The sequence below is a fragment of the Streptomyces sp. NPDC058145 genome (assembly GCF_042884245.1).
Taxonomy (GTDB): Bacteria; Actinomycetota; Actinomycetes; order Streptomycetales; family Streptomycetaceae; genus Streptomyces.
This window is the reverse complement of sequence record NZ_JBHVUH010000011.1, coordinates 42,051-55,029: the sequence shown is the minus strand read 5'-3', so window position 1 is coordinate 55,029 and position 12,979 is coordinate 42,051. Positions and strand designations below refer to the sequence as shown.

The window sequence follows — 12,979 nt, the reverse complement described above, 5'->3', positions numbered from 1 at the left end:
GCTGAGCCCGCGGGCACCAATGCCTTCACCTGCCTTCCGGGGCTGCTACTTCGACGCGACGCCGATGTTGAGGTAGTCGTACTGACCGCTGAAGGCCGCCGTGGAAACCAGGTTGGTGTAGTTCTGCGGGCGGGCAAGCAGGACCTTGAAGTAGGTCAGCGGGACGAGGACGGCGTCGTCCATGGTCTTCTTGTCGATCTGCGTGTACAGGCTGTTGCGCTCGGTGTCGTCCTGGGTACCGATCGCCTTGCCCAGCAGGGAGTTGACGCTCTTGTTGTCGTACTGCGACAGGTTGGTGTTACCCGACTGGCTGATCGCCTTGCCGTTCAGGATCTGCTGCAGGAAGCCGTAGCCGGAGGGCCAGTCGGCACCCCACTGCATCATGATCAGACCGATGTTCTGCTTCTCGGTGAACTTCGGGACACCGGCGTAGTCGGTGAAGTACTTGCCGGACGGGTACTGCTTCAGGCTGGCGTTGATGCCGGCCTTCTTCAGCGAGTTGATGATCGCCGTGGCGGCGTCGATCTCCTGCGGACGGTCCGAGCGGGCCGAGATGTTGGTGCTGATCGACGACTTGCCGCAGGCCTTCAGCTGCTCCTTGGCCTTGGCCGCGTCACCCTTGCTGCCGGAGCTCGCGTAGACGTCCGACTTCTCGTAGCCCGGGATGTCCGGGGGCAGCACGGTGGAGGCGACGTCACCGCGGATCGGGCCGCCCTCGGCGGTCTGCACCGAGACCTTGTCGATCGCGTACTGCACGGCCTTGCGGCACTCGGGCTTGTCGAACGGCTTCACCTTGGTGTTGATCGCCATGTAGACGAGACGGCCACCGTAGGTGTTGTCCGTGCCGGCCTTCTTCGCGGGGTCGGTGAGCACCTTGGCCTGCGTGGAGGCCTGGACACCGGTACCGGCCAGGTCGATCGCGTCACCGGCCATGACGTCCTGGTCGATGGTCTCCGGGTTGACCTTCAGCTTGACGACGATCTTCTCCGGCAGCTGCTTGCGCAGCGGGTCGGTCTTCGCGTCCCAGTTCTCGTTGCGCACGAGCACGGCCTGCTTGCCGTCCTCGTAGCTCTGGAACTTGTACGAGCCCGACGACACGATGTGCTTGACGTAGTCGACGCCCTTGTCCTTGGACTGGGGCACCGGGGCCGTCTGCGGGGCGGCGACGAGGTAGTCGAACTCCTGGAACGCCTGGTTCAGGTGGAAGACGACCGTGGTGTCGTCCGGCGTCTCGATGGAGGACAGGCCCTTGCCGCTCTTGTCCTTGTAGGGGCCCTTGTACTTGTCGCCACCGGCCATGAACTGCTGGAAGTAGTTCGGGCCGAGGGAGAGCACGTCACGCGCGAAGTTGGAGCGCTCGACGGCGTACTTGACGTCCTTCGAGGTGATCGGCGAGCCGTCCTCGTACTTCAGGCCCGAACGCAGCTTGTACGTCCAGGTCTTGCCGCCGTCGCTCGGGACGCCCTTGCTCGCGGCGAGGTCCGGGACGAGGGTGTTGCCCTTCTCGCCGGCGCCGGGCTGGAACGTCATCAGCGGGCGGGCGTAGAGCCGGCTGAGGTTGTACATGTACGCGTAGTACGTGTTGCCGGGGTCGAAGGAGTCCGGCACGTCGGACAGCTCGTAGGTGACCGTGCCGCCCTTCTTGTCGGAAGCGTTGACCACACCCTTGGTCGCGGCGTTGGCCCCGGCGGACGAGCTGTTGTTGTCCTTCTTGTCATCGGCCTTGCTGCAACCTGCAACGAGCAGGCTGGCGGAGCCGATGGCCGCGATAGCGGCCAGCGCTGACCTTCGCATGATGGGTGCTTTCCCCTCCATTGTCGGAAACTTTTCGGGCTCTCGGGTGGTGGCAGGGCGTCAGCGGCTGCGCGGGTCGAGAGCGTCGCGGAGACCGTCGCCCAGCAGATTGAACGCCAGGACGGTCACGAAGATGGCGAGACCGGGGACGATCATGTACTGGGGATCGACCTGGTAGTAGGTGACCGCTTCGCGGAGCATGCCGCCCCAGGAGGCCTGCGGGGGCTGGATGCCGACACCGAGGAAGCTCAGGGACGCCTCGAAGAGGATGTTGGTCGGGATGAGCAGCGTCGAGTAGACGATGATCGGGCCGACCAGGTTGGGCATCAGCTCCCGGAACAGGATGTACGGGCCCTTGGCACCCATGCCGCGGGAGGCGTCCACGAACTCGCGCTCACGCAGGGCGAGGGTCTGGCCGCGCACGATCCGGCCCAGGTAGGGCCAGTTGAAGAAGCCGATGACGAAGATGAGCACGCTCAGGTGGAGCGGGAGCCCGTTGAGGCCGAACGCGCCGCCCTGGAGCGTGGCGGAGATCGCGATGGCGAACAGCAGGAGGGGGAAGGCGAGGAAGGTGTCCATCAGGCGGCTGATGATGTTGTCCACCCGGCCGCCGTAGTAGCCCGCGATGACACCCATGATGGCGCCGATCACGTTGGACAGGATCGTGGCGCCGAAGGCGACCACCAGCGACACCCAGGAGCCCTCCAGGACGCGGGTGGCGATGTCCCGGCCGAACTTCGGGTCCACACCGAGCGGGTGGTCCATGCTCATGCCGCCCCAACTGCCCTTGGGCAGCGAGGTGTCGGGGGTGATCAGGTCCTGGTGGAAGGCGTTGGGGTCGAGTCCGAACAGGGCCTGCAGGGGGCGGGAGAGGATGGCCAGCGCGATGAGCAGGACGACGATGACGGCACCCGCCACGGCGACCTTGTCCCTCTTGAATCTCGACCAGGCGATCTGTCCAAGGGAACGACCCTCGATCCGCCCCTTACCGGCACCCTCGAGCACAGCTTCCGGCTGTGCCTCGGCTGCAGCTCCGGTGGTCTCGATCGGTGCGGTCACAGTGACCCGACCCCTCTCGCCGGTGGTGACCGGCCTGCGCCTGCCGCGGTTTGCGGCTTTGTCGACTTGCCTCGATCGCGAGGTTCGACCTCGCGTCTGAATCGCGAGTCTTCAGCTTCTTTGCGATCACCCGCCAGAGCTGACGGGGAAAGTATGCGCAACCGTGATGCAGTCCAGGGGATTCCGTTATCCGATCACGGGGTAACGCCCACCGGACGAGGGACACTTGGGGCATAGCGGCACTTCCGCCCTAATCGGGCGAATCACCGCTCTTCTACGCGCGGAGAAGTCCGTCTCGCACACGAATTCTCCACCACCGTCCAAGTGACGGACCACCCGGCCCGGTTGTTCAGTAGCCCCCGTGGACCGGCGGGTAGCCGTAACCGGGGGCCGGCGCCTGGGGCTGCGGCGAGCCCTGCGGCTGCGGCTGGGGAACGGCCGCGTGCGCGTCGCGGTCGTAGAACGGGCGGGCGTTGGCCCGCATCCACAGCGCGACCGGGTCGTATTCGTCGGTCATCGCGACCGTCGACACCGGCAGCCCCTCCGGCACCGCGCCGACGGACTGCTGCATCATCGCGCGCACCGAGTCGACGGCGGCGGGCGAGGTGTCGTACACGTCCAGGCCGATGGCGAGGTACGGCGCGCCGAGCGCGGGCTGCACCCAGGCGCGGCGCAGCGTGCGCAGGGCCGGGGTGCGGTGGGCGTTCTGCACGAGCAGGGCGTAGAACTGCGCGATGTCGATGCCGGGTTCCGACAGCCGCAGGGGGCCGGCGGGCTGGCGGTCCAGGCCGGTGGCGATGCGGCGCAGGTCCAGCCAGGGGATGCCGACGCCGCCGCCCGGGGCGTGTGGGTTGAGCCAGAGGCCGTAGTGGTCGGGGTAGAGGGTGCGGGCCACGTCGAGCCCGTCGACCACCTCGTAGGAGCGGTTCCAGCCACTCGCCGAGAGTTCCTGCGCGGAGGTCACACAGGGGGCGTAGCCGAAGCCGCCGACCTCCATGTTTCCGTACTGGGCGTCCGGGGAGCCGGCCTGGCCGTGCCACAGCAGCATCCAGATCTGGCCGGAGGAGGGGGTGGCGAGGGCGCGCAGCAGTGCCTCGTAGGCGTCGTAGCGGCCGGGGGTGACCTGGCGCAGCATGTGCTCGACGCTGCCGCTGTGGCTCGCGCTCACCTGTCGTACCGGCCCTTCTTCTATCAGTGCCCCGCGTTTGGGGACAGCTTAAGCGCCCGTTGGCCCGGGGCCCTGTGTTCGTGCGCGGGAGCGGGTGCGTGCGGGGTGATCGCGCCCCGCGGCGGAGCGCTGACCGGCACGGCCCCGCGCCCGTCAGGTCGGCCGTCCCCGAGCCCGCCGGTCAGTGGCCGTACTGGAAGAAGGGTCGGACGTTGGATTTGAGCCAGGTGGCTACCGGGTCGTCCGTGACGTCCAGGAGGACGAGGTTGACCTGCCATTTGACCGGGGCTCTGCCCAGGGCCCGGCCGAGGGCCTCCAGGGGAAGGGCCCGCAGGTCGTCCTCCCACTGGGAGAGTTCCACGCCCACGAACATCACCGGGTCGGCCGTCTCCACGGAGGCGAGGCAGCGGCGGGCTGTGACCACCACACCGGTGCCGGCGAACTCGGCGGAGGCGGCGGAGAGGAAGTCGACCGGGTCGTCCTGCCAGTCCGGCTCGAAGAGACGGACCCGGCCACCGGTGGCCGGGCCGTCCAGCGGGGTGTGGCCGGTGCGGCAGAGTTCGGCCACCGCCTCGGGCGGCAGCGGCAGGCCGACCACTCCGTCGGGGTTCACGAGGATGCCCGCCTGCGGGGGCAGACCCCGGGCGAACTCCACCGCCGGGGCGACCGTGTACGACATGTGGGAGCCGGCGGCCAGGCGGAGCTGTTCCTCGGAGCTGAAGACCGGGACGTACACCTGGCCCTCGATCTCCATCGTGGGCAGGTCCAGCGGGCCGCTGTGCGGGCCGCCGCCGTTGGGCAGCGGGATCCACAGCAGGCTGCGGCCCAGTACCTCGGCGATCCGGCCGCCCGCGCCGGGTATGCCGAGGGAGGCCGAGAGCACCTCCTCCAGTTCGTTGCCGGGCCAACCGCCGTGCGGGTGGGGGTGCGTCTGTGCCGGAAAGTCCGCGGGAAGGTCCGCCGCCGAGAAGTCCATCTGCCTGCCGCCTGCTGGGAACCACTGCTGTGGTCCGAAAGGCTAGCGGGTGGCCGTGACAACGCTCAGCCGGATCGGCCGGCGAAGCCGATGCGGCGCAGCACGTCCGCGGCGTCCCGGTCCAGCAGCACCGCCGAGCCGCAGCCGGCGGGCAGTTCTCCGCGCTCCACCGCGCGCAGCAGACGGGCCGCCGTCCGGCGGTGGCGGCGGAAGGCGTAGCGGGAGACACCGCGGCCGCGCTCGCGCTGGCCCGCGCGGGAGGTCTCCACGGTGACGTCGAGCAGGAGCAGGTGCAGGGTGCCGCCGCGGCGCCGGGCCGCGCGGGCCAGCCACCCGCGCACCCATGCCTGGGTACCGCAGTCGTGCACGACGACTCCCTCGCCGGTGCCGAGGGCGCGGCGCAGTCCGGCGTAGTGGGAGAGCCGGACCAGGGGGCGGTAGAGCGCGTAAGGGAGGAAGCGGGGCGCGCGGGCGTCCCAGCGGTCGCGGGTGTCCTGGGAGTCGACGCGGTGGCCGGGGACCGCGCGGTGCATCAGGGTGGACTTGCCGCTGCCGGGCAGCCCGGTGATCACCACCAGGTCGTGGGGTCCGAAGAGCAGGTCGTGCGGGCTGCGCCCGGCGCGCTCGCGCAGGTCGCGGACGACCGGGGCGGGACGCTCGGCGCAGCGCTCGCGGGCCGGGGCGGAGGGCGGCTTCGGCACCGCGAGACCGGTGGTGGCGGCGTAGGCAGTGGTCCTGTTCACCGTCATCGTCCTCCCCTTGTGGGCTCGGAGACCCTTTGCCCATTGAATGTAAAGAGAAGGTAATGCGTCGGTCCAGCGGTTGGGTGCGCGTACTGCCACAGCTCGGTTACAGATGCGGGCCCTGACGGGGCGGGGCGCGGCGTGCAATGATGTGCGCGCCAACTGCATACCGGCCGCTTGAATCCGCGCGGGAGAGTTCCCAGCCAGCTCCGCTGGGACGCCGAAGGAGCAAGTCCCTCCCTTGAATCTCTCAGGCCCCGTTACCGCGCGGGCGAGGCACATCTGAAAAGCGGGCCGCTGCGACAGTGGCTCCACCCAAGGTGCAAGCCGTGACCACTCCTCGCGAGGATCATGGCGAACCTCTCAGGTTCCGATGACAGATGGGGAGGAACGTTCCTCGCCTGTCATACCTGCACCCTGGGAGACGACCGACCGATGAGCAGTACCGAACCCACTGGACCGCGCCGTACCGCGCTCGATGCCCTGCATCGCTCGCTCGGTGCGACGATGACCGACTTCGCCGGCTGGGACATGCCGCTGCGTTACGGATCCGAGCGCGACGAGCATCTCGCGGTGCGGACCAAGGCCGGTCTCTTCGACCTCTCCCACATGGGCGAGATCACCGTGACCGGGCCGCAGGCGGCCGACCTGCTGAACTACGCCCTGGTGGGCAACATCGCCTCCGTCGGCGTCGGCCGAGCCCGCTACACCATGATCTGCCAGGCCGACGGCGGCATCCTGGACGACCTGATCGTCTACCGGCTGGCCGAACACGAGTACATGGTCGTCGCCAACGCCTCCAACGCCCAGGTGGTGCTGGACGCGCTGACCGAGCGTGCCGAGGGCTTCGACGCCGAGGTGCGCGACGACCGGGACGCCTACGCGCTGCTCGCGGTCCAGGGCCCCGAGTCCCCCGGCATCCTGAAGTCGCTGACCGACGCCGACCTGGACGGCCTGAAGTACTACGCGGGCCTGCCCGGCACCGTCGCCGGCGTGCCCGCCCTGATCGCGCGCACGGGCTACACCGGCGAGGACGGCTTCGAGCTGTTCGTGAAGCCGGAGCACGCGGTGGAGCTGTGGCAGGCGCTGACCAAGGCGGGCGAGGGCGCCGGCCTGGTGCCGTGCGGACTGTCCTGCCGGGACACCCTGCGCCTCGAGGCGGGCATGCCGCTGTACGGGCACGAGCTGACCACCTCCCTGACCCCCTTCGACGCCGGGCTCGGCCGGGTGGTGAAGTTCGAGAAGGAGGGCGACTTCGTGGGCCGCGAGGCGCTCACCGAGGCCGCCGCCCGTGCCGAGCAGAACCCGCCGCGCAAGCTCGTCGGCCTGGTCGCCGAGGGCCGCCGGGTGCCGCGCGCCGGGTTCGCCGTCGTCGCGGGCGGCACGGTGATCGGCGAGGTCACCTCCGGCGCCCCCTCCCCCACCCTGGGCAAGCCGATCGCGATGGCGTACGTCGACGCGGCGCACGCGGCGCCGGGCGCCGAGGGTGTCGGCGTGGACATCCGGGGCAGCCACGAGCCGTACGAGGTCGTGGCGCTCCCCTTCTACAAGCGCCAGAAGTAGACACTGAGCGCGGTCCGTCCACCGGGCATGACCCTGCGCACATCCCCGCTGCTCAGCAGCAGGCCCAGCAGTCCCCCATTCATCAGCACTCCCGCGCGTACAGGAGAATTCAGGCCATGAGCAACCCCCAGCAGCTGCGCTACAGCAAGGAGCACGAGTGGCTGTCGGCCGCCGAGGACGGCGTCTCGACGGTCGGCATCACCGAGTTCGCGGCCAACGCGCTCGGCGACGTGGTCTACGCCCAGCTCCCCGAGGTCGGTGCCACGGTGTCCGCGGGTGAGACCTGCGGCGAGCTGGAGTCGACCAAGTCGGTCTCGGACCTCTACTCGCCGGTCACCGGTGAGATCACCGAGGTCAACGAGGACGTCGTCAACGACCCGTCGCTGGTGAACTCGGCCCCCTTCGAGGGCGGCTGGCTGTTCAAGGTACGCGTCACCGAGGAGCCGGCCGACCTGCTCTCCGCCGACGAGTACACCGCCCAGAACGCCGGCTGAGGAGTCGTAGCCGTATGACTGTCCTGAACACGTCCCTGCACGAACTGGACCCGGAGATCGCCGCCGCGGTCGACGCCGAGCTGAACCGCCAGCAGTCGACGCTGGAGATGATCGCCTCGGAGAACTTCGCGCCGCTCGCGGTGATGGAGGCCCAGGGCTCGGTGCTGACCAACAAGTACGCGGAGGGCTACCCGGGCCGCCGCTACTACGGCGGCTGCGAGCACGTCGACGTCGCCGAGCAGATCGCGATCGACCGGATCAAGGAGCTGTTCGGCGCCGAGTACGCCAACGTCCAGCCCCACTCCGGCGCCTCCGCGAACCAGGCGGCGCTGTTCGCCCTCGCCCAGCCCGGGGACACCATCCTCGGCCTGGACCTGGCGCACGGCGGCCACCTCACGCACGGGATGCGGCTGAACTTCTCCGGCAAGCAGTTCAACGTGGTCGCCTACCACGTCGACGACGCCGGCCTGGTCGACATGGCCGAGGTCGAGCGGCTGGCCAAGGAGCACCGCCCGAAGGTGATCATCGCCGGCTGGTCGGCGTACCCGCGTCAGCTCGACTTCGCCGAGTTCCGCCGGATCGCCGACGAGGTCGAGGCGTACCTGTGGGTCGACATGGCGCACTTCGCGGGCCTGGTCGCGGCGGGTCTGCACCCGAACCCGGTCGAGTACGCGGACGTGGTCACCTCCACGACCCACAAGACCCTCGGCGGCCCGCGCGGCGGCGTCATCCTGGCGAAGAAGGCCTTCGCGAAGAAGCTGAACTCGTCCGTCTTCCCGGGCTTCCAGGGCGGTCCCCTGGAGCACGTGATCGCGGCCAAGGCGGTCTCCTTCAAGGTCGCCGCCTCGGAGGAGTTCAAGGAGCGCCAGCACCGTACGGTGGAGGGTGCCCGCATCCTCGCCGAGCGGCTGACCGCCGCCGACGCCCGCGAGGCCGGGGTCAACGTGCTGTCCGGCGGTACGGACGTGCACCTGATCCTGGTGGACCTGCGCGAGTCCGAGCTGGACGGGCAGCAGGCCGAGGACCGCCTCCACGAGGTCGGTATCACGGTCAACCGCAACGCCGTCCCGAACGACCCGCGTCCCCCGATGGTGACCTCGGGTCTGCGCATCGGTACGCCTGCCCTGGCGACCCGAGGCTTCACGGCCGAGGACTTCGCCGACGTCGCGGACGTGATCGCCGAGGCCCTGAAGGCGCCCGCCCCCTTCGAGGGCGCCGCCGTGGAGAGCCTGAAGGCCCGGGTGAAGGCCCTGGCCGACAAGCACCCGCTGTACCCGGGCCTGAACAAGTAAGTCCGTGTTTCACCGGGCACCGCGCACACTGGAACGTGTGCGCGGTGCCGCACCCGCACCACCCCGTCTTGAGGAGTTCCCGTGGCCATCTCGGTCTTCGACCTGTTCTCGATCGGCATCGGCCCGTCCAGCTCCCACACGGTCGGCCCGATGCGCGCGGCGCGCATGTTCGCCCGCAGACTGCGCAACGAGGACCTGCTGGGCTCCGTCGCCGCGGTGCGCTGCGAGCTGTACGGCTCGCTCGGCGCCACCGGCCACGGCCACGGCACCCCGAAGGCGGTGCTGCTCGGTCTGGAGGGCGCCTCGCCGCGCACGGTGGACGTGGAGTCGGCCGACGAGCGGGTGGAGGGGATCAGGCGGTCGGGCCGGATCTCGCTGCTCGGCGAGCACGAGATCGCGTTCTCCTACGACGACGACCTGGTCCTGCACCGCCGCAAGGCGCTGCCCTACCACGCCAACGGCATGACGGTGTGGGCGTACGACGCGGCCGGCGCGGAGCTGCTCTCCAAGACGTACTACTCGGTCGGCGGCGGCTTCGTCGTGGACGAGGACGCGGTCGGCGCGGACCGCATCGTGCTGGACGACACGGTCCTTAAGTACCCCTTCCGCACCGGTGACGAGCTGCTGCGCCTGACCCGGGAGACGGGTCTGTCGATCTCCTCCCTGATGCTGGAGAACGAGCGCGCCTGGCGCACCGAGGAGGAGATCCGGGCGGGCCTGCTGGAGATCTGGCGGGTCATGCGCGAGTGCGTCCAGCGGGGCATGAGCCGGGAGGGCATCCTGCCCGGCGGCCTGAAGGTGCGCCGCCGCGCGGCCGTCTCGGCGCGCCAGCTGCGCGCCGAGGGCGATCCGCTCGCGCACGCGATGGAGTGGATCACGCTCTACGCGATGGCGGTGAACGAGGAGAACGCGGCCGGCGGCCGCGTGGTCACCGCCCCGACCAACGGCGCGGCGGGCATCATCCCGGCAGTCCTGCACTACTACATCAACTTCGTGCCGGGCGCCGACGAGGACGGCGTGGTCCGCTTCCTGCTCGCCGCCGGCGCCATCGGCATGCTCTTCAAGGAGAACGCCTCCATCTCCGGCGCCGAGGTCGGCTGCCAGGGCGAGGTCGGCTCCGCCTGCTCCATGGCCGCGGGCGCCCTCGCCGAGGTGCTCGGCGGCAGCCCCGAGCAGGTGGAGAACGCGGCCGAGATCGGCATGGAGCACAACCTCGGCCTGACCTGCGACCCCGTGGGCGGCCTGGTCCAGATCCCCTGCATCGAGCGCAACGGCATGGCCGCGGTCAAGGCGGTCACGGCGGCGAAGATGGCGATGCGCGGCGACGGCTCGCACAAGGTGTCCCTGGACAAGGTCATCAAGACCATGAAGGACACGGGCGCCGACATGTCGGTGAAGTACAAGGAGACGGCCCGGGGCGGGCTGGCGGTGAACATCATCGAGTGCTGAGGCCGTAGGCCCTGACCAGCGCGTTAGCTTCTTTCAGCGCTGTCAGGGCCTTCCCTGCTTACGCAGCGGAAAGTCCCCGGAATCTCCCTGGGACAGACGTGAAAGTCCCCGGAAAATCCCATGGGATGGGCGTCTGACCTGCGGGTTCGTGGCGCATAGTCAACGACGGGAGCTCCGCCCCCGCCATCTGGATGTATCCAATCGATCCCTTAGGCCAACTAGAGGGGTATCATTCGATACATGAGCGCTGCGGAAATCTCGCGCCTGGACCAGCGGCTGGCTGACCTCTCCCCGACGTTCACGACAGCGCAGGCACGTCAGGCCCTGCTCTCCGCTCGGGATCTGGCGCACTTGGTCACCGAAGGGGAGATAGACGAACTGTCCCGTGGGGTGTACCGGCGGGCAGACGCGTCGGAGACCGCATACGCAGACCTACTGGCCGTGTGTACGCGGGCGCCTCGCGCTGTCCTGTGCGGGGAGTCCGCCCTGGCTCTGCACGAGCTGATCGACGACATCCCCAGCGCCGTACACATCGCCGTACCACGCGGATCACGCCGTCCCACGATCTCTTATCCTCCGACCGTGGTGGCGCAGTACGCGGCGAAGACGTTCAACCTCGGCGTCGAACGGTTCGAGGCTGCACCGGGAGAGACCATTCCCACATACAACGCCGCCCGCAGCGTCGTCGACGCGATGCGCCACCGTGGCAGAATCGGCGAGACCATGGCCCTGTCCGCGCTCGGCCGCTACCTACGTCGCAGCGGACGGAGCGGGGTCGGCGAACTCCAACTCATCGCCCGCGAGCTGGGCGCGCTCTCCGTCATCCGCCCCGCCGTAGAGGCGGTGCTTGCCTGATGGTCAACCCAACTCGGGAAACCACCGCAGGCCGCGTCTACAACGACCTGCGCAATCTGGCTCGTCGCAACGGCCGTTCAACGGACGAGGTCATGGTCGAGTATGTACTCGAACGATTCCTCTACCGCCTGGCAGCATCCCCCTCGGCCGCGAGCAATTCATCCTCAAGGGCGGCCTTCTGCTCGCCCAGTTCGGCGCCCGCCGGATGACCCGTGACATCGACATCCTTGGCCGCGCGTTCTCCGGCGAGGAAGCCGAGATCATCCGCAGAATCGCCGCGATCGCCACCACTGAGGTCGACGACGGCGTGGCATACGACTCCGCCACGCTCAGAACCGTACCCATCCGAGAGGAGGACGAGTATCACGGCCTACGGCTGTCCATGGCCGCATCGATCGCCCGTGCGCGTCTCAAGCTCCAACTGGACATCAGCTTCGGCGACCCCATCACTCCCGGACCTCAGATCATCAACTACCCGCAGCAGCTCACCACGGACAGCTTCCAACTCTTCGGTTACCCGCTCGCCACCGTCATCGCCGAGAAGCTCTCCACCGCCATCTCGCTCGGCGATCTCAACACCCGCGATCGGGATTACGCGGACCTCTACCGCCTGCTGACGCTCAACAATCTCAACGGCGAAGACCTGGCCGCAGCACTGACCGCCACCGCCACACACCGTGGCATCGAGCTGAAGCCCCTCAGCGCCGCGATCACCGACCTCGCCGAGCGCCGCCAATCCTCCTACGCCGCCTGGCGCCGCCGACAGGGTCCTTCCTCGGCCGGCTATCCGAATCTCTTCACTGACGTGGTCGGCCTAGTCATCACATTCGCGGACCCACTGCTCGCAGGCAATGCCGCCACACGTGGTTGGAACAGCTCAGCCAGTACGTGGATGTGATCCAACTCCCCAGCGAGCCGCAGGAGATGCCTCACGCCCCCGAAGCGTCAATGACCCGGCGGCGCCGTTCGAGCAGCCAGTGCGGGAAGTAACTGCCCTGCCTCAGCTTGGGGACGGCGAGCTCGACCGTGCCTGCCCTCGTGTCCCACTCGCGTGGGCGGTAGCCGTTGCGGTGGTTGACGCGTTCCTCGCTGACCTGGCCGTATTCGGCGTTGCAGAGAGCGTCGGCCTCCGCGGACATGAGGGCGTCGGCGAACGTCAGGTCGAACCCGTACACCACTTCCCTGGACGCAACCCCCGGAAGTAGCAGTACGTACTCCCACCACTCCCACCACCGGCTCGTACCAGTAGTGCGAAACGCACCGGTGCGTCACCATCCCGCTCACCGGCACGTACACCGGATGCCGTTGAAGCAACCGTCGGTATGAAGTCCCTGAAAAGGCCCTGACGTGACGCCAGTTGGATCTACCCATGTCAAACCCACAGGTCACGCTCCTGATCAAAAGCGGCCCACACGTCGGTGAAGTACAAGGAGACGGCCCGGGGCGGGCTCGCGGTGAACATCATCGAGTGCTAGCACCCACGTCGTGGGGGGGGGGCCGGGGGGGGGTGCCCGGCCCCCCACTGGGGCGGGACGGCAGCGGCGCCGGAGCATCAGGAGGCGCACGAGAGCACGGGGAGCGGCGGG

General features: G+C 68.9%; 11 protein-coding genes, 1 pseudogene and 1 riboswitch. Of the genes and pseudogenes, 6 read left to right on the top strand and 6 right to left on the bottom strand.

Features of this window, described 5'->3' with window-relative positions; genetic code table 11:
* Positions 1-45: 45 nt before the first annotated feature.
* From ACFVVO_RS24830 to ACFVVO_RS24810, 5 genes are all read right to left on the bottom strand, one after another.
* Positions 46-1,815, bottom strand: coding sequence for an ABC transporter substrate-binding protein (locus ACFVVO_RS24830; protein ID WP_390057796.1), 1,770 nt, complete (start codon positions 1,813-1,815; stop codon positions 46-48).
* A gap of 39 nt (positions 1,816-1,854) precedes the next feature.
* Complete coding sequence (locus ACFVVO_RS24825; protein WP_390057795.1) at positions 1,855-2,853, bottom strand: ABC transporter permease; 999 nt, start codon at positions 2,851-2,853, stop codon at positions 1,855-1,857.
* Between the two features lie 349 nt (positions 2,854-3,202).
* Positions 3,203-3,988 (bottom strand): enhanced serine sensitivity protein SseB C-terminal domain-containing protein, encoded by a 786-nt coding sequence (locus ACFVVO_RS24820; RefSeq protein ID WP_390058015.1) that lies wholly within the window; start codon positions 3,986-3,988, stop codon positions 3,203-3,205.
* Between the two features lie 214 nt (positions 3,989-4,202).
* Positions 4,203-4,997 (bottom strand): enhanced serine sensitivity protein SseB, encoded by a 795-nt coding sequence (locus tag ACFVVO_RS24815; protein ID WP_390057794.1) that lies wholly within the window; start codon positions 4,995-4,997, stop codon positions 4,203-4,205.
* A gap of 65 nt (positions 4,998-5,062) precedes the next feature.
* Entirely contained in the window at positions 5,063-5,740 is a 678-nt protein-coding gene (locus tag ACFVVO_RS24810) for an AAA family ATPase (protein WP_390057793.1), read from the bottom strand.
* A gap of 178 nt (positions 5,741-5,918) precedes the next feature.
* Positions 5,919-6,016: riboswitch (glycine riboswitch) on the top strand.
* 159 nt (positions 6,017-6,175) lie between these two features.
* Between ACFVVO_RS24810 and gcvT the strand changes: the two genes are divergently transcribed.
* The 6 genes from gcvT (at position 6,176) to ACFVVO_RS24780 (ending at position 12,291) form a co-directional block, all read left to right on the top strand.
* Positions 6,176-7,303, top strand: a complete 1,128-nt coding sequence (gene gcvT, locus ACFVVO_RS24805) for a glycine cleavage system aminomethyltransferase GcvT (protein WP_390057792.1) — start codon at positions 6,176-6,178, stop codon at positions 7,301-7,303.
* A gap of 116 nt (positions 7,304-7,419) precedes the next feature.
* Positions 7,420-7,797 (top strand): glycine cleavage system protein GcvH, encoded by a 378-nt coding sequence (gene gcvH / locus ACFVVO_RS24800; protein WP_199212090.1) that lies wholly within the window; start codon positions 7,420-7,422, stop codon positions 7,795-7,797.
* Positions 7,798-7,811: 14 nt separating this feature from the next.
* A complete protein-coding gene (gene glyA / locus ACFVVO_RS24795) occupies positions 7,812-9,089 on the top strand; it encodes a serine hydroxymethyltransferase (RefSeq protein ID WP_390057791.1) in 1,278 nt (425 codons plus the stop codon).
* 81 nt (positions 9,090-9,170) lie between these two features.
* Positions 9,171-10,538 (top strand): L-serine ammonia-lyase, encoded by a 1,368-nt coding sequence (locus ACFVVO_RS24790; RefSeq protein ID WP_390057790.1) that lies wholly within the window; start codon positions 9,171-9,173, stop codon positions 10,536-10,538.
* Between the two features lie 240 nt (positions 10,539-10,778).
* Entirely contained in the window at positions 10,779-11,393 is a 615-nt protein-coding gene (locus ACFVVO_RS24785; RefSeq protein ID WP_390057789.1) for a type IV toxin-antitoxin system AbiEi family antitoxin domain-containing protein, read from the top strand.
* Positions 11,386-12,291, top strand: coding sequence for a nucleotidyl transferase AbiEii/AbiGii toxin family protein (locus ACFVVO_RS24780; protein WP_390057788.1), 906 nt, complete (start codon positions 11,386-11,388; stop codon positions 12,289-12,291). Before ACFVVO_RS24785 ends, ACFVVO_RS24780 begins: the two co-directional genes overlap by 8 nt.
* A 55-nt stretch (positions 12,292-12,346) precedes the next feature.
* Here the strand turns inward: ACFVVO_RS24780 and ACFVVO_RS24775 are convergent.
* Positions 12,347-12,601 (bottom strand): annotated as a pseudogene (locus tag ACFVVO_RS24775) (transposase); the annotation flags it as partial.
* Between the last annotated feature and the right edge of the window lie 378 nt (positions 12,602-12,979).